The organism is Flavobacterium maritimum, assembly GCF_040049085.1.
Lineage (GTDB): Bacteria > Bacteroidota > Bacteroidia > Flavobacteriales > Flavobacteriaceae > Flavobacterium > Flavobacterium maritimum.
The window spans coordinates 553405-569982 of the sequence record NZ_JBDLZY010000001.1; the positions used below are offsets into that span (position 1 = coordinate 553405).

Here is a 16578-nt window from a genome sequence, read left to right on the forward strand (position 1 = left end):
AGTGGGTTTCTTTATATAAGTAAGTAATCTTAAATTGAGTTTATAAAACGTTTATTTTACTTTGTTAAGTATTGCTTTGAAAGCATCTGGGTGATTCATTGCTAAATCGGCAAGAACTTTACGGTTCAATTCGATATTGTTAGCTTTTAATTTCCCGATGAATTGAGAATAAGACATTCCTTCCAATCTAGCTCCAGCGTTGATACGTTGAATCCATAATGCACGGAAATTTCTTTTATTCACTTTTCTGTCACGGTAAGCGTAGCACATTGCTTTCTCTACCGCATTCTTAGCAACTGTCCAAACGTTTTTACGTCTACCAAAGAAACCTTTGGCTTGCTTCATTATTTTTTTTCTTCTTGCTCTTTTAGCAACTGAATTTACCGATCTTGGCATAATTTTACTGTTTTTTTGTAGCAGGCGTCCCGAATTGAATCAAGAGAACTTATGGCCATACTCCAAGGTTATTGAAATTGTTTTAACCTGAATTTGCTATAAGCTATAGGCATTAGGCTATAAGCATATTGCTTACGGCATAAAGCTTAATGCTTTATTAGATAATTCTTAATTGTTGTTTGATGCTTTTCATATCTGTAGAGTGAACTAGCGCTGAATGAGTCAAAGCTAATTTACGTTTTTTAGATTTTTTAGTCAAGATGTGACTTTTAAAAGCATGCTTTCTTTTAATCTTCCCAGAACCAGTAACTTTGAAACGTTTCTTGGCGCTAGATTTGGTTTTCATTTTAGGCATTTTTTCCTAGTGTTTTAATTTATTCTTACTTACTTATATTTTAGTTTTCAGTCTTGGTTCTCAGTTTACAGTCTGAAAACTGAAAACTGCGACTGCCAACTTCTTACTTCTTTTTCTTAGGAGCAATGAACATAATCATTCTCTTTCCTTCCAGAACCGGCATCGCTTCCACTTTACCAAATTCTTCCAAGTCTGTTGCTAATCTTAATAATAAAATTTGCCCTTGATCTTTGTAGATAATTGAACGTCCTTTGAAAAATACAAAAGCTTTCAATTTGGCACCTTCTTTTAAGAATTTCTCAGCATTTTTTCTCTTAAACTCATAATCATGCTCATCGGTTTGCGGACCAAAACGGATTTCTTTTACGACTACTTGTGTAGATTTCGCTTTTAAGACTTTGTCACGTTTCTTTTGTTCGTAAACAAATTTCTTATAATCCATGATTTTACAAACCGGTGGATCTGCATTTGGAGAAATTTCAACCAAATCCAATTCAAATTGGTCGGCTAATCTCAAAGCTTCTGAAGTTTTAAAAACTCCAGGCTCTATGTTTTCACCCACAAGTCTTACTTCTGGCACACGGATAAGATTGTTTATTCTGTGTGCATCCTTTTTTTCTACGCGAGGTTGATAACCTCTGTTGCTTCTTATTGCTATGACTTTATAATTTAAGTTAAACTGTAAATACTTTTAATGTTTTGCTGACCTCTTCGTTAACAATAGCTGCAAATTCCTCTATTGTAACGCTGATATTTCCTTTTCCTTCCTGTCCATGACGACGGATAGAAATAGTACCGTTTTTCTCTTCTTCCTCACCTACGATCAACATAAATGGGGTTTTTTGCATCTCAGCATCTCTAATTTTCTTCCCGATTGTCTCGTTTCTGTTGTCAATTAGGGCGCGAATTTCGTGATTTTCCAGCAAATCTAAAACTTTTTTGGCATATATTTCATATTTCTCGCTCAAAGACAAGATAATAGCCTGTTCAGGCATTAACCAGAGTGGGAAATTTCCTGCTGTGTGTTCTAGTAAAATAGCTATGAAACGTTCCATAGATCCAAATGGAGCTCTGTGAATCATAACCGGCCTATGTAATTCATTGTCAGATCCTTTGTAAGTCAATTCGAAACGTTCCGGCAGGTTATAATCGACCTGAATTGTTCCTAATTGCCACTGTCTTCCCAAGGCGTCTTTTACCATGAAATCCAACTTCGGACCGTAGAAAGCAGCTTCGCCATATTCTATCACTGTATTCAATCCTTTATCACGTGCTGCATTGATAATGGCATTTTCTGCTTTTTCCCAATTTTCATCAGAACCAATGTATTTTTCTCTGTTTTCTTGGTCACGCAATGAAATCTGAGCCGTGAAGTTTTCAAATCCTAATGAGCCAAATACATAAAGTACTAAGTCGATTACTTTTTTGAACTCCTCGTCTAATTGTTCCGGTGTACAGAAAATGTGTGCGTCATCCTGAGTAAAACCACGAACACGAGTCAAACCATGCAATTCACCACTTTGTTCGTATCTGTAAACAGTTCCGAATTCAGCATAACGTTTTGGTAAATCTTTGTACGACCAAGGTCTTACATTGTATATTTCACAGTGGTGAGGACAGTTCATCGGTTTCAATAAAAACTCTTCCCCTTCGGCAGGAGTGTTTATAGGCTGAAAACTGTCAGCTCCATATTTCGCATAATGCCCTGAAGTTACATACAATTCTTTTTGACCGATATGCGGTGTAACTACTTGTTCGTAACCTGCTTTTTTCTGTGCTTTTTTCAAAAATTGCTCTAAACGATCTCTCAAAGCGGCACCTTTTGGCAACCACAATGGTAAACCTTGACCAACTTTAGACGAAAAAGCAAACAATTCCAATTCTTTACCTAGTTTTCTATGGTCGCGACGTTTTGCCTCCTCTAATAATTCTAAGTATTCAGTTAGGTCTTTCTGTTTAGGAAACGAAATACCGTAAACACGAGTTAACTGTTTGTTTTTTTCATCGCCTCTCCAGTAAGCACCGGCCACACTCATGATTTTCATCGCTTTGATAATTCCAGTATTCGGAATATGTCCACCACGACATAAATCAGTAAAAGTTGAATGGTCACAAAAAGTGATGGTTCCATCTTCAAGGTTCGAAATTAATTCTGTTTTGTATACATTGTCTTTGTATACTTCCAGAGCTTCAGCTTTAGAAACCGGGCGCAATTTGAATTCATGTTTTTCTCTTGAGATTTCTAAAACGCGATCCTCAATTTTTTTGAAATCGGCATCAGTAATTTTATGATCTTCAAAATCCACATCATAATAAAATCCGTTGGCAATTGCTGGTCCAAGAGTTAATTTGATACCAGGATACATTTCCTCGAGAACCTGAGCCATTACGTGTGAAGTAGAATGCCAAAACGCTTTTTTTCCGCCTTCGTCATTCCATGTATATAAAATAAGACTGCCGTCCGTTGTTAAAGGAGTGGTTGTTTCAACAATGGTACCATCAAAAGAAGCCGAAATTACATTTCTGGCAAATCCTTCGCTAATGCTTTTGGCAACATCCATGGGAGTAATCCCAGGAGCAAACTCTTTAACTGACCCGTCGGGCAAAGTAATCTTAATCATTTTTTATATTTTTAGGAATGCAAATATAGGTCATTGCAAAAACACATACAAAATATAAAGAAGGTTTGTAATGGGGAAATGTGTTTTCTGTTAAAATACTTACTAATCATAGGATATTAGTATTAAAATTTTGTTCAGATTTAAATTTTGTAATGCATTTTATTAGTAAAACCTGCTTTCGAAGTTTCGGGACTGAAAACAATTCTTTACTTTTGCACCACACAAAAAAATCACCATGTATAAACTGTTCGTTCGCCCAATACTTTTTTGTTTTGATCCGGAAAAAGTACATTATTTTACCTTTTCATTGATTCGTTTTGTATCTAAAATACCAGGTTTTCCATCTCTTTTCAGAGCACTTTTTGAAGTAAAGGATAGCCGACTGGAAAGAGAAGTTTTCGGTTTAAAATTCAAAAACCCAGTTGGTTTAGCCGCAGGATTTGATAAAGACGCCACTTTATATCAGGAGTTTTCTAATTTTGGCTTTGGTTTTATTGAAATTGGAACGCTTACGCCAAAAGGACAAGAAGGAAATCCAAAAAAACGTTTATTCCGATTGAAAGCAGACAATGCCATTATTAATAGAATGGGGTTCAATAACGGAGGTGTTCTTGAAGCAGTGGAACATTTAAAGAAAAATAAAGGGGTTCTTATAGGAGGTAATATTGGGAAAAATAAATTGACACCAAACGAAGAAGCTACATCGGATTATGAAATCTGTTTTGATGCTCTGTTTGATTATGTGGATTATTTTGTAGTGAATGTTAGTTCGCCAAATACACCTAATTTAAGAGCTTTGCAGGACAAAGAGCCGTTGACACAATTGTTACAAACCTTACAAAATAAGAATTTGGCAAGGCCAAAACAAAAACCAATTTTACTGAAAATCGCTCCCGATTTGACTGACGAGCAATTACTGGATATAATAGATATCGTAAATGAAACTAAAATTGCCGGGGTAATTGCTACTAATACAACACTTTCGAGAGAAGGATTGCAATCTGAAAATAAAATTGAAACTGGTGGTCTTTCCGGAAAACCATTAGCCAAACGTTCTACTGAAGTCATCAGATTTTTATCTGAAAAAAGCAATAAAGCATTTCCAATCATTGGAGTGGGAGGAATTCATTCTGCTGAAGATGCCCTAGAGAAACTGGAAGCCGGAGCAAGTTTGGTTCAGATTTACACAGGGTTTATATATGAAGGTCCTGCTTTGGTGAAAGCCATAAATAAAAAGATTTTAGATCGATTATAGTTTTTTAATTTTCGATACTGTCAAAATTAATGCGTCATTCTGAACATTACCAGATATTTGGGAATGTTTAGAATGATGTTTTTTTTTTATAAAAACTTTGCGAGGAAGAACCTTTGCGAATTTGCAACTTTTCCTATCTTTGAATTTCTATGGAAACAGTAAAAATTATAGAATGCCCACGCGATGCTATGCAAGGCATAAAGACATTTATTCCTACCAAAAGGAAAGTGGCTTACATTCAGTCTTTGCTTCGGGTTGGTTTTAATACCATAGATTTTGGCAGTTTTGTTTCGGCTAAAGCGATTCCTCAAATGCAGGATACCGCCGAAGTGCTGGCTCAGCTTGATTTGTCTCAAACGAGAAGTAAATTATTGGCTATTATTGCCAATACGCAAGGAGCAATAGCAGCATCTGCTTTTAAGGAGATCCAATATTTAGGGTTTCCTTTTTCAATTTCAGAGAATTTTCAAATGCGTAATACCCACAAAACTATTGCGGAATCATTAGTTACTTTACAGGAGATTCTGGAAGTGGCAGACAAAAGCAATAAAGAAGTGGTAGCCTACCTTTCTATGGGTTTTGGTAATCCGTATGGAGATCCCTGGAGTACGGAAATAGTCGGGGAGTGGACTCAGAAATTATCCGATATGGGGGTAAAGATTTTATCACTTTCGGATACTGTGGGCAGTTCAACGCCTGATGTTATTTCGTATTTGTTTTCGAATCTGATTCCAAAATACCCACAAATAGAGTTTGGAGCTCATTTGCACACCACCCCTGATAAATGGTTTGAGAAAATAGACGCAGCTTACAATGCCGGTTGTCGTCGCTTTGATGGAGCGATTCAAGGTTTTGGAGGTTGTCCAATGGCGACAGACCAATTAACGGGAAATATGCCTACTGAAAAATTGTTATCGTATTTTACTTCAAAAAAAGAAAATACAAATTTAAGTCCAATGAGTTTTGAAAGCGCTTATAACGAAGCATCCAAATTGTTTGGAGAATTTCACTAAAGGGTAATAATAGTAATGATAAAGCGTTTTGATTAATAGAATAGCCCTTTTTAGATTTTGAATACCCTTATGAAATACTCCTTTCCAAATAAAATTATAGCTACACTGTTTCTCACACTAGTTTCTTTTTCATGTGCCAGTGATTTAGATTTTGATCAGGTCAATGATGTGAAATTAGAACCAGCCTATGTTACGAACTTGGCTTATTTTGATGTTCCTGCCAATGATTTTGTTACAGGAGGAACAGAACAAACGCTAACTTTTGATGAGCAAACCGTCGATCTATTTAATGATGATTTCTTCAGGGATAATTTAGTCAAAACGGAGTTCTTTTTTGAGTTTAATAATACAATAAATAGAGCCTATGCAGTAGATATAATTTTGTTTAACGCCAATGATGCTCCTTTGTATACGATGCATTTTGATGTGCCGGCTTACACAGGAGTGGATAATTTGGTAACCAAAACTGAGGTGTTTGAAGGTGCTAAACTTGATTTGTTAAAAAATACCGTTAAAATGGCTTTTGTTCTAAGGCTGCTTCCTGGTCCGGTATTAAGCGAAAGCAGTTTAGGAAGCATAAAACTTCGTTCTGGTTTAACCGCTTATTTGGTTGTTGAATGAGAAAAATAGTCTTGCTTTTTGTTTTATTTATAACATCGTATTGCTTTTCCCAGAACAAGCAAATTGTATATAATTTTACCGCAGTTCCCCAGTCTTTAATGACTAATCCGGGTTCTGATGTTAAATACAAATGGTATTTTGGAGTTCCGTTATTATCAGGGATTTCTACTAATGTTGGGTCCAGTGGATTTTCAGCTTATGATTTATTTGCCGATAACGGAGTTGATTTTAATATCAAATTACGTGAAGTGTTGTTCTCAACCTCAAGAAACGACAAGGTTGTGGCTAATGAACAAGCCGAAATATTTAGCGGAGGTTTAAGAATTGGAACGGAAGAAGAGAAAGCGTATCTGTCTTTTGGGATGTATCAGGAATTTGATTTGTTTTCTTATGTTCCTAAAGATATTGCTATTTTGGCCATAGACGGAAATAAAGATTATATGGGTAAAGTGTTTAATTTGGGTGATTTGACTGCTAAAGCCGAATTGCTTTCCGTGTTTCATGTTGGCTATCATAAAAATGTAAATGAGAATTTGATATTGGGAGTTAGAGGAAAAATCTATTCGAGTATTTTTAACGCCAGTTCGACAAAAAACGACGGTTATATCTATACCATTCCGTCTAATAATTCCGTTTACGAGCAGGTTATTTATTCTGATATGCAAGTCAATACATCTGGTATAGCCAAATATGATGATGATAATTATGAAGCTGATCTTGCAAAGGATATTAGAAAAAAAGCATTTTTGGGAGGAAATTTAGGTTTAGGAGTAGATTTAGGATTGACGTATTATCCTCAAAAAGATATCCAGTTAACGGCAAGTGTACTAGATATTGGCTTTATAAAACACACCAAGGAAGTGGAAAGTCTCCGCTATAAAGGGACTTATAAATTTGAGGGTGTATTGCCCAATTTTAGTGGAACAGACGAACCAGCCGATGCCTATCAGGAATTCAAGGATGCTATTCCATTGGATACTTTGTATACCAAGTACACCACTTGGAGACCTGTTAAATTTAATTCTTCTTTCCAATATTCATTTGAAGAGGAAAGGTCTGAAGATTGTGATTGCCAGGGATTTGATTCTGAAACCTCTTATAAAAGTTCTCTTGGAGCCCAATTGTTTGTTATGACGACACCAAGAGCACCTTTGGCTGCCCTTACAGCGTATTACAGAAGAAAAATTTTGAATGGATTACAGATGAAGGCTACTTATACGGTAGATTCCTATTCGTATAGTAACATTGGTTTAGGAGTGTCCAGTCAACTCGGGCCTGTTAATTTTTATGTGCTTGCCGATAATCTTTTGGAGTATAAAGATGTTACCAAAGCCAATAGTCTTTCGTTCCAGCTTGGTTTTAATTTAATCTTTAAAGACAAATAATTGGAATTAGGTATTTTTTACTTTCTTAAGCGTTTCAGTCCCTTGTAGATTTCTATCCAAAAAACGGAAATTCCTCCCACCAAAATACTTAATCCTATTTGATGTCCCGTTACACTATGAAACATGAAAAATTGAGAAAAACTTGGAACAGACAATAGTAAAGCGGTAATGAAAATGGTGACTCCGATAATCATCAGCACTAGATTATTTTTGTATTTCAAAGTTGTAAATAGGGAATAGTAAAAAGAGCGATTAGTGAGAGTTAGGAAGATATTGGAAGCTATCAATGTTAAGAAAACAACGGTTCTGGTCTCGCTTTCCACACAGTTTTGATTGACACAATATTGGTAGACAAATAATAAACCGAGAGTGATGGCGAGCCCTTGCAGAATACTGATCGTTATTTCTCTTAGATTAAAAAAAGTATTGGTTAATGGTCGTGGTTTTTGGAGCATTAAATTATCTTCCATCGGTTCATTTTCATAAATAATAGAACAGGTGGGGCCCATTATTATTTCGAGAAAAATGACATGAACCGGAGAAAAAATATTTGGATAGATCCATCCCAAAGCCAGCGGAATAAAAACAATCAATATTATCGGAATATGAATGGATATGATGTATTGAATGGCCTTTTTTAGGTTGATATAAATTTTTCTTCCCATCGCAATTGCATCAGTCATTCTGGCAAAATCATCGTCGACAAGAACAAGATTAGCGGCTTGTTTGGCAATTTCAGTTCCTTTTTTGCCCATTGCAATCCCTATATGTGCTGATTTTAGTGCCGGACCGTCGTTCACGCCATCACCGGTCATCGCTACGATTTGATTGTTATCTTTTAAGGCTTTGATGATTTTGAGTTTGGCATCAGGAAACATTCTTGTGAATATGGTGGTTTCCATTACTTTTGTTTTTAAAGTGGCATCATCCATAGCCATCAGATCATCACCATTTAATACTTTTTCCGGGTTTTTAAAACAAATTTGCTTTGCAATTGTCGAGGTGGTGGCAGCATTATCACCTGTTATTATTTTTACTTCGATTCCGGCATTATAAAAGGTTTCAAAAACACTTTTTATATTTTCTTTAGGAGGATCGTAAAAAGCTATCAGGCCTTTAAATTGAAAGGAAAATTCCTGTTGTGTTTTAGGATAATTGTTACCGTGAAATTGTGTAACCCCAACTCCCAGCACCCGAAACCCTTTATAGGACATGGTTTCCATTGCGTTAAGTATCTGTTGGGTTTCCTTTTCGGATAAATCGGAACAGGCAATCAAAGCTTCTGGTGCTCCCTTGGCGGCAATAATTCGGGTTTTATTGCGGTTCTCAAAGACATGGGTCATCATGGGTGGCTTTCCACTCAAAGGATATTCGTGAATTAATTTAAAATCACAGCGTTCGTCTTCTAATTTTAATGCTCCATAGGTTTCGTGAAGCGCTATTTCCATGGCGTCAAACGGAATGGGTTCACTCGCCCACATAGAAAGGCATAGTAATTCTTCTTCTTCTTTATTAATAGTTTCAATTGAATCAGAAATAGTATTCGAGGAAAGCGTATACCATTGCGCCAGACTCATTTTGTTTTCGGTAATAGTCCCTGTTTTATCCGTGCAGATTACGGTGGCGCTTCCCAATGTTTCAACTGTTCTGATCTGTTTGACAATTACTCCCATTTTCATTAGACGCCAAGCACCTAAAGCCATAAAAGTGGTAAACGCAACCGGAATTTCCTCCGGGATGATACTCATTGCCAAAGTCAAGGCTTTCAGTAAACTGTCTAAAATATCTTTGGAATTATAGAAATTAATGATCCAGACAAACGTAAAAATCACTAAACCAACAAAAGACATTTTCTTTACAAAATTTTCCATTTGCTTTTGCAAAGGCGTTTTTTCCTCTACAATTGTATTTAGACTTTTTCCTATTTTTCCCAATTGGGTTTGGTTTCCAATCGCGCTAACTTTACAAATTGCTAATCCGCTGGAGGCAATAGTACCTTGATATACCTTATTGTCTTCTGATTTCTCATTTTTGAAAACGGTGAGGGATTCGCCGGTGAGGACAGACTCATTTACAGAAAAATCATTTGATTGTATGATGATTCCGTCTGTTGGAATAAAAGTACCTTCCTCCACTTGAATAAAATCACCTAAAACTATTTCTTCACTGGGAATTTCGATAACGACACCATCACGAATTACTTTGCTTTTGGGTTGGGACAATTTTTCTAAGGCTTCGATGGCATTTCTGCTTTTTGATTCCTGATAAAGAGATATGGTTGATACGAGTGCTATGGCGAAGGTCATAAAGATGCCATTTCCATAATCTCCGGTGATAAAATAAATGCTTGTGGCTGTGACAAGAAGTAAAAACATAGGCTCTTTAACCATTTCAATCACAGATGAAAGGAAAGTATTTTTATTCTGATAGGTTAGAGAATTAGAACCATTTTGAATTCGGGATTGTATAGCTTCATCATTAGAAAGCCCTTTTATTTGTTGGTTTGCTTCTGTCATATCAAAAAAAATAGGATTTTATCGATTGCAAAAATCGGGGGCAATAATCGTATTAGAAATACCTGTGAACTGCAATTTAATCATTTATTATAAAATTAGGATGGTTTTTTGCTTAAGATTTTCTATATTTGCACGCAATTTAACTACAACTACAAATTGCAATGATCGCACACAACTCTAAGATTATCGGTGAAGGATTAACTTACGATGATGTCCTATTAGTACCTAACTATTCGAATGTGCTTCCTCGCGAAGTGAGTATCCAATCCAAATTCTCAAGAAATATAACACTTAATGTTCCTATTGTATCCGCTGCTATGGATACTGTAACCGAAAGTGCAATGGCAATTGCTATGGCGCAAGAAGGAGGAATTGGTGTTCTGCATAAAAACATGACTATCGAGCAACAAGCTGGCAAAGTACGTAAAGTAAAACGTGCAGAGTCAGGAATGATTATCGATCCGGTTACTTTGCCTTTGACTTCTACTGTTGCTGATGCTAAAAGCGCGATGAAGGAATTCGGAATCGGAGGTATTCCAATTGTTGATGAAAACAAAATATTAAAGGGAATCGTTACCAATCGTGATTTGCGTTTTGAAAAAAACAGCCTAAGACCGATTGTTGAAGTAATGACTTCTAATAATTTAATTACTGTTGCCGAGGGAACTTCCTTGGAGCAAGCCGAAGTAGTTTTACAAGGACATAAAATTGAGAAACTTCCGGTGGTAAATGATAACTATGAATTAGTTGGATTAATCACTTTTAGAGACATAACAAAACTAACCCAAAAACCAATTGCTAATAAAGATGTTTACGGACGTTTGCGTGTAGCGGCTGCTATTGGAGTAACCGGTGATGCAGTTCAAAGAGCTGAAGCATTAGTTAACGCTGGTGTTGATGCTATCATTATTGATACTGCTCACGGACACACGCAAGGAGTAGTTAATGTGTTGAAAGAAGTAAAAGCTAAATTCCCGAAAATTGATGTTATCGTTGGAAATATTGCTACTCCTGAAGCAGCTAAATATTTAGTAGAAAACGGTGCTGATGGTGTAAAAGTAGGAATTGGTCCAGGTTCTATTTGTACCACACGTATTGTTGCCGGAGTTGGTTTTCCTCAATTTTCTGCAGTACTTGAAGTGGCTGCGGCTATCAAAGGAACCGGAGTACCTGTAATTGCTGATGGTGGAATTCGTTATACAGGTGATATTCCTAAAGCTATTGCTGCAGGAGCTGATTGTGTGATGTTAGGATCGCTTTTAGCTGGAACCAAAGAATCTCCTGGAGAAACTATTATTTTCGAAGGAAGAAAATTCAAATCATACCGTGGAATGGGTTCTGTGGAAGCAATGCAAGAAGGTTCAAAAGACCGTTATTTCCAAGATGTTGAAGACGATGTTAAGAAACTTGTTCCGGAAGGAATTGTGGGTCGTGTTCCTTACAAAGGAGAATTAAACGAAAGTATGCAACAATTCATTGGTGGTCTTCGTGCCGGAATGGGGTATTGTGGTTCTAAAGATATTCCAACATTACAGGAAACAGGACGTTTTGTTCGTATTACTGCAAGTGGTATCAACGAAAGTCATCCTCACAATGTGACTATTACTAAAGAAGCTCCAAATTATTCAAGATAATTGTCAAAAATCATAAAATCATAAGGTGTACTTTTAAAGTGCACCTTTTTTTTTATAAAAAACAAGTGCAGTTACACAAATACAAATTAAGTTTTGAGAGACTTTAAAACTTTATAACATCCGACTTTAGACTCATATATTAATTATGAACCAAGTCAGACAATAATTTCTTATCGCCCACAATCCAAAGGATATCCTCTTTTTCCAAAATTATATAGGATTCTGGATTCAGGATACGTTTTCCTTTTTTCTCCAGACCTACAATCAGTCCGTTTGTCTTTTCCCGTAATTTTGAATCTTTGATACTTTTTCCGATAAAAGCTTCGTTTTTTAATTCGATCTGACGTAATACTATTTCAGGTTCGTTTGAAACATCCGGTGCATCCATTTCATGTTTGTCCAGATAGGATTTAAATTCCTTTACTTGTTTATCGGTTCCAATTACACAAATCTCGTCTCCCGGAAATAAGCGTTCGTTTTTATTTGGAATGTTAATCATGATTTCCCCTCTTCGGATAGTGGCAATGTTGATTCCCAATTGTTCCCGAATCTGTAACTCTTCCAAAGTTTTTCCTGCAATATTTGAGGCTGGGGCAATATCAAAAAAAGCCATATGCTCGTCCCAAGGTGATAAGCTGCTTCGTGTTCTTTTTATTTTGGTAATCTCGCGGTCATTTAGGTTTCTTAAAAAATGACTTTCAATTTTATGGTATTGTGCATTCAATTTTTTTTGAAAAACAAAATAGACTATCACAGCCCCAACCAGTGTAATCAAAGCAATTACAGGCGAGAAAAAGATATTCAATAAAAAACCAATAAAAAAGATGGAAAGCACTAATCGAAATAAAAACATCATGATTATTGGTCCTTGATATTTTCGTTCCTCCAACAAAATGGAGAGTTCATGTGTGGCAAAACGGCGTAACGACAGTGCCCATAAAAAAGGAGATACAACAATTAAAGTGATCAAAGCACCTAAAGCATTTCCAAATTGAAAATCAGTTACCAATGGTAAAAGATATTTGGAAGAAAGCAAGATGACCGCAAAAATAATAACCGACAGTAAAACCAATTGGGTCAGGTAACTGTTCATTACAATTTGCCAGTTGCTTACGGATTTTATGGCCTGGGTATTGGCACTATATCGTTCGATGCTTTTAATCCATCTTCGAGGTAATTTTCTTGCCAGAAATTCCGAAAAAGGAGTGGAAAATTTCACCATAAATGGGGTAGTAAAAGTCGTTACTGCAGAAACGGCCACTACAATTGGATATAAAAAATTACTGGTAACATTTAGTGTCATTCCCAGTGAGGCAATGATAAAAGAGAATTCACCAATTTGCGACAAACTCATTCCGGTTTGTACAGACTGCTTTAAAGGTTGTCCCGAAAGTAAGGCACCAATTGTCGAACTGATGGACTGTCCGAAAATGGTAACGAAAGTCAAAATCGCAACCGGAAGGGTATGCGTGTATAAGGTTTCGGGATCGATTAACATTCCTACCGATACAAAGAAAACGGCGCCAAATAAATCTTTTACTGGTTTTACCAGGTGTTCTATATGTTCTGCTTGTGTGGTTTCAGCAATAATGGAACCCATGATAAAAGCACCAAGGGCGGGAGAAAAACCAACATTGGCAGCCAAGCCTACCATCATCAGACACAAGGCCAATGAAATGATAAGCAACATTTCATCAGTCAATAAATGTTTTGCTCTTTTGAGTAAGGTGGGAATAAAAAAGATTCCGCTTACAAACCAAATCGTTAAGAAAAAAATCAATTTTAATACGGATTGCATTAATTCCATTCCCGAAAATTGCTGACTCACTGCAATTGTCGACAGCAATACCATCATTAAAATTGCGACAATGTCCTGCACAATAAGGGAACCAATAACAATTCCGGCAAACTTTTGCGCTTTTACACCTAATTCATCAAATGTTTTGAGGATAATAGTCGTCGATGAGATAGAAAGGATTACTCCAAGAAACAAACTGTCCATTTTTGACCAATCCATCCATTGTCCTGCGAGAAAACCAACAAAAACCATTGTTATAATTTGGGTGACCGCAGTAATTGAAGCCGTTCCACCCACTTTCATCAACTTTTTAAAACTGAATTCCAGTCCTAAACTGAACAATAGGAAGATAACGCCAATTTCTGCCCAAACTTCTACACTTTTGATATCTTTTACTGAGGGGAAAAAATCAAAATGATTTCCAGCCAAAAAACCAGCAATCAAATAACCCAAAACTAAGGGTTGCTTCAGTCTTTTAAACAATAAAACGGCAATTCCCGCGGTGAGGAGTATCAGACCTAAGTCGCTGATCAGTGGTTCTAAATGATGGGAAACTTCTGCTACTTTTTCTGATGCACTCATAAATTAGTCTTTTTTTCAGGAGCTATTTCAGCTCTTCGTTCCAATCTCATGGTCAAAAAGTTTTTTTCTAAATACTGAAAGGAGCTTCCGTTGGTCGCTCTGTCAGTGCAAGAAAAAATAGCTTTTTTCCTTCGAGACTTTCTGCCCAAGTTTCGGGACTGTCTGGGCTAAATTACAAAAAACCTTTAAATTCTAAGGGACTTTTCCATTCTTAAAAAGGATTTTTAACTTCAATTTATAAAAAAAGCCATCGGTAAGGATGGCTTTTTTGTAGAATTCGGTATCTATTTAAATCCCCAAGAAATTACTTGGAGTGATTTGCAGCAATTCAGCTTTGATTTCATCTGAAACATCTAAGGTAGCAATAAAGCCATGAATGGCGTTTTTATCAATCGCTTCATTTGTTCTGGTTAAACCTTTCAAAGCTTCATAAGGGTTAGGATAAGCTTCACGACGCAAAATAGTTTGAATCGCTTCGGCAACAACTGCCCAGTTTTTTTCTAAATCTTCGTGAAATTTAGATTCATTTAATAACAGTTTGTTCAAACCTTTTAAAGTAGCTTCAAAAGCGATGATGGTATGTCCCATTGGTACACCAATGTTTCTCAAAACAGTACTGTCGGTCAAATCACGTTGCAGTCTTGAAACAGGTAATTTGGCAGATAAATGCTCGAAAATAGCATTGGCAATTCCTAAATTTCCTTCTGAATTTTCAAAATCAATTGGATTCACTTTGTGTGGCATAGCCGATGAACCAATTTCTCCCGCTTTGATTTTTTGCTTGAAATATTCCATGGAAACATACGTCCAAATATCTCTGTCCAAATCAATAATTATTGTGTTGATTCTTTTCAAAGCATCAAAAAATGCAGCGAAATGATCGTAATGTTCAATTTGTGTTGTTGGGAAGGAGTGGTGTAATCCCAGATTTTCTTCTACAAATTTACCTCCGAATTTTCTCCAGTCAATTTGTGGATATGCCACATGATGTGCATTGTAATTTCCGGTTGCACCACCAAATTTGGCTGCAAAGGGAACATTAAACAACAAACGCATTTGTTCTTCCAAACGTTCTACAAAAACACCAATTTCTTTACCCAAACGAGTTGGTGAAGCCGGTTGTCCGTGTGTACGCGCAAGCATTGGAATATCTCTCCATTCTACACTCAACTCTTTTAATTTTGAAGTCAAAGTAATCAAAGAAGGCATGTACACTTTTTCAAAAGCATCTTTTGTCGAAAGAGGAATTGCTGTATTGTTGATGTCTTGTGATGTCAAACCAAAGTGGATAAATTCTTTGTGAGCAGACAATCCTAATTTTTCAAAAGCATCCTTGATGAAATATTCTACTGCTTTTACATCATGATTGGTTACTTTTTCAGTTTCTTTTATCCAAAGAGCATCTTCGGTAGAGAAATTTCTATAAATGTCACGTAAACTTTCAAATAAAGAAGAGTCAACGTCTTTTAGTTGTGGCAAAGGTAATTCGCATAAGGCAATGAAATATTCAATTTCAACCAATACGCGGTATTTGATTAAAGCTTCTTCAGAGAAAAAAGGAGCCAATGAATAGGTCTTATTTCTATATCTTCCGTCAATCGGGGAGATGGCATTCAATTCGTTTAAAGTTGTCATTGTCGTGTTGTTTGTTCGAAAGGCACAAATATAAACCTTTAGAAACAATTTAGAAAAGGATTACTTTTTAAATAAGTGGGATAAGTTTCTTTTTTAGTATTTTCATTCCTTCAGACGCTACTTCTGGAATAACTTCTAAAGGATTTCTCAAATTTGGAATCTTAACAGGTTTGGGATCAATATAAAAAATGGGTATTTGTGGTTTAGTAAAATCGATTAATCCTGCTGCCGGGTACACTTGCAACGAAGTGCCTATAACCGCAAAATAATCGGCACTTTGAGTAATCTCAACTGCTTCTTCAAGCGCAGGGACTTCTTCACCAAACCAAACGATATGGGGGCGAAGCTGCGTTCCTCTAGTATCTAAATCACCAAAATTCAAATCCTCTTGCCAGTCCAAAATATAATTGAGGTCTGTACTGCTTCGTACTTTCAATAATTCGCCATGCAAGTGCAATACGTTTGTGCTTCCGGCACGCTCATGCAAATCATCAACATTTTGAGTGATGATGAAAACATCAAAATCATTTTCTAATTCGGCCAAAATCTGATGTCCCAGATTGGGCTGCACTTCTTTCAGTTGTTTTCGTCTCTGATTATAAAAATCAAGAACCAGTTTAGGATTTTTACGCCAGCCTTCAGGAGTTGCAACATCCATAACATTATGGCCTTCCCAAAGTCCGTCGCTATCCCGGAAGGTTTTTATACCGCTTTCGGCGCTAATTCCGGCACCGGTCAAAATCACTAGTTTCTTTTTCATTGGTGTA

At 36.4% G+C, this 16578-nt stretch carries 13 protein-coding genes; 5 read left to right on the plus strand and 8 right to left on the minus strand.

Annotation, left to right across the window (positions count from 1 at the left end; genetic code table 11):
* Positions 1 to 51: 51 nt before the first annotated feature.
* From rplT to thrS, 4 genes are all read right to left on the minus strand, one after another.
* A complete protein-coding gene (gene rplT / locus ABEB23_RS02450) occupies positions 52 to 396 on the minus strand; it encodes a 50S ribosomal protein L20 (protein WP_099716008.1) in 345 nt (114 codons plus the stop codon).
* A gap of 157 nt (positions 397 to 553) precedes the next feature.
* Positions 554 to 751: a 50S ribosomal protein L35 gene (rpmI, locus tag ABEB23_RS02455; protein ID WP_007810722.1), complete on the minus strand. Its 198-nt coding sequence runs from the start codon at positions 749 to 751 to the stop codon at positions 554 to 556.
* 103 nt (positions 752 to 854) lie between these two features.
* A complete protein-coding gene (infC, locus tag ABEB23_RS02460; RefSeq protein ID WP_370453808.1) occupies positions 855 to 1409 on the minus strand; it encodes a translation initiation factor IF-3 in 555 nt (184 codons plus the stop codon).
* A 16-nt stretch (positions 1410 to 1425) separates the two neighbouring features.
* Positions 1426 to 3372 carry a threonine--tRNA ligase gene (thrS, locus tag ABEB23_RS02465; RefSeq protein WP_348810787.1) on the minus strand — a complete coding sequence of 649 codons (1947 nt, stop codon included), beginning with the start codon at positions 3370 to 3372 and terminating at the stop codon, positions 1426 to 1428.
* A 235-nt stretch (positions 3373 to 3607) separates the two neighbouring features.
* On the opposite strand from thrS, the gene ABEB23_RS02470 reads away from it, so the two are divergent.
* From ABEB23_RS02470 to ABEB23_RS02485, 4 genes are all read left to right on the plus strand, one after another.
* Entirely contained in the window at positions 3608 to 4627 is a 1020-nt protein-coding gene (locus tag ABEB23_RS02470; RefSeq protein ID WP_348810788.1) for a quinone-dependent dihydroorotate dehydrogenase, read from the plus strand.
* A gap of 149 nt (positions 4628 to 4776) precedes the next feature.
* The gene (locus ABEB23_RS02475; RefSeq protein WP_348810789.1) at positions 4777 to 5640 is read left to right on the plus strand and encodes a hydroxymethylglutaryl-CoA lyase; all 864 of its coding nucleotides are present in this window, start codon (positions 4777 to 4779) and stop codon (positions 5638 to 5640) included.
* A 69-nt stretch (positions 5641 to 5709) separates the two neighbouring features.
* Positions 5710 to 6261, plus strand: coding sequence for a hypothetical protein (locus ABEB23_RS02480; protein ID WP_348810790.1), 552 nt, complete (start codon positions 5710 to 5712; stop codon positions 6259 to 6261).
* A complete protein-coding gene (locus ABEB23_RS02485; protein WP_348810791.1) occupies positions 6258 to 7646 on the plus strand; it encodes a DUF5723 family protein in 1389 nt (462 codons plus the stop codon). Before ABEB23_RS02480 ends, ABEB23_RS02485 begins: the two co-directional genes overlap by 4 nt.
* Positions 7647 to 7663: 17 nt before the next feature.
* On the opposite strand, the gene ABEB23_RS02490 is transcribed toward ABEB23_RS02485, so the two are convergent.
* Complete coding sequence (locus ABEB23_RS02490) at positions 7664 to 10162, minus strand: cation-translocating P-type ATPase (protein WP_348810792.1); 2499 nt, start codon at positions 10160 to 10162, stop codon at positions 7664 to 7666.
* Positions 10163 to 10323: 161 nt separating this feature from the next.
* On the opposite strand from ABEB23_RS02490, the gene guaB reads away from it, so the two are divergent.
* On the plus strand, positions 10324 to 11796 hold the full coding sequence (gene guaB, locus ABEB23_RS02495) for an IMP dehydrogenase (protein ID WP_348810793.1): 1473 nt from the start codon (positions 10324 to 10326) through the stop codon (positions 11794 to 11796).
* Positions 11797 to 11935: 139 nt separating this feature from the next.
* On the opposite strand, the gene ABEB23_RS02500 is transcribed toward guaB, so the two are convergent.
* The 3 genes from ABEB23_RS02500 to ABEB23_RS02510 all read right to left on the minus strand — a co-directional run bounded on the left by ABEB23_RS02500 (position 11936) and on the right by ABEB23_RS02510 (position 16571).
* The gene (locus ABEB23_RS02500; protein WP_348810794.1) at positions 11936 to 14176 is read right to left on the minus strand and encodes a cation:proton antiporter domain-containing protein; all 2241 of its coding nucleotides are present in this window, start codon (positions 14174 to 14176) and stop codon (positions 11936 to 11938) included.
* A 288-nt stretch (positions 14177 to 14464) separates the two neighbouring features.
* On the minus strand, positions 14465 to 15811 hold the full coding sequence (gene purB, locus ABEB23_RS02505) for an adenylosuccinate lyase (protein WP_348810795.1): 1347 nt from the start codon (positions 15809 to 15811) through the stop codon (positions 14465 to 14467).
* 67 nt (positions 15812 to 15878) lie between these two features.
* Complete coding sequence (locus tag ABEB23_RS02510) at positions 15879 to 16571, minus strand: SIR2 family NAD-dependent protein deacylase (protein ID WP_348810796.1); 693 nt, start codon at positions 16569 to 16571, stop codon at positions 15879 to 15881.
* Positions 16572 to 16578: the final 7 nt, after the last annotated feature.

Excerpts from the sequence above, each read along its gene's own strand:
- ABEB23_RS02480 (WP_348810790.1), top strand. The coding sequence starts at position 5,710 with ATGAAATACTCCTTTCCAAATAAAATTATAGCTACACTGTTTCTCACA.
- ABEB23_RS02475 (WP_348810789.1), top strand. The coding sequence starts at position 4,777 with ATGGAAACAGTAAAAATTATAGAATGCCCACGCGATGCTATGCAAGGC.
- purB (WP_348810795.1), bottom strand. The coding sequence starts at position 15,811 with ATGACAACTTTAAACGAATTGAATGCCATCTCCCCGATTGACGGAAGA.
- thrS (WP_348810787.1), bottom strand. The coding sequence starts at position 3,372 with ATGATTAAGATTACTTTGCCCGACGGGTCAGTTAAAGAGTTTGCTCCT.
- ABEB23_RS02490 (WP_348810792.1), bottom strand. The coding sequence starts at position 10,162 with ATGACAGAAGCAAACCAACAAATAAAAGGGCTTTCTAATGATGAAGCT.
- ABEB23_RS02485 (WP_348810791.1), top strand. The coding sequence starts at position 6,258 with ATGAGAAAAATAGTCTTGCTTTTTGTTTTATTTATAACATCGTATTGC.
- rpmI (WP_007810722.1), bottom strand. The coding sequence starts at position 751 with ATGCCTAAAATGAAAACCAAATCTAGCGCCAAGAAACGTTTCAAAGTT.
- rplT (WP_099716008.1), bottom strand. The coding sequence starts at position 396 with ATGCCAAGATCGGTAAATTCAGTTGCTAAAAGAGCAAGAAGAAAAAAA.
- ABEB23_RS02510 (WP_348810796.1), bottom strand. The coding sequence starts at position 16,571 with ATGAAAAAGAAACTAGTGATTTTGACCGGTGCCGGAATTAGCGCCGAA.
- ABEB23_RS02500 (WP_348810794.1), bottom strand. The coding sequence starts at position 14,176 with ATGAGTGCATCAGAAAAAGTAGCAGAAGTTTCCCATCATTTAGAACCA.
- guaB (WP_348810793.1), top strand. The coding sequence starts at position 10,324 with ATGATCGCACACAACTCTAAGATTATCGGTGAAGGATTAACTTACGAT.
- ABEB23_RS02470 (WP_348810788.1), top strand. The coding sequence starts at position 3,608 with ATGTATAAACTGTTCGTTCGCCCAATACTTTTTTGTTTTGATCCGGAA.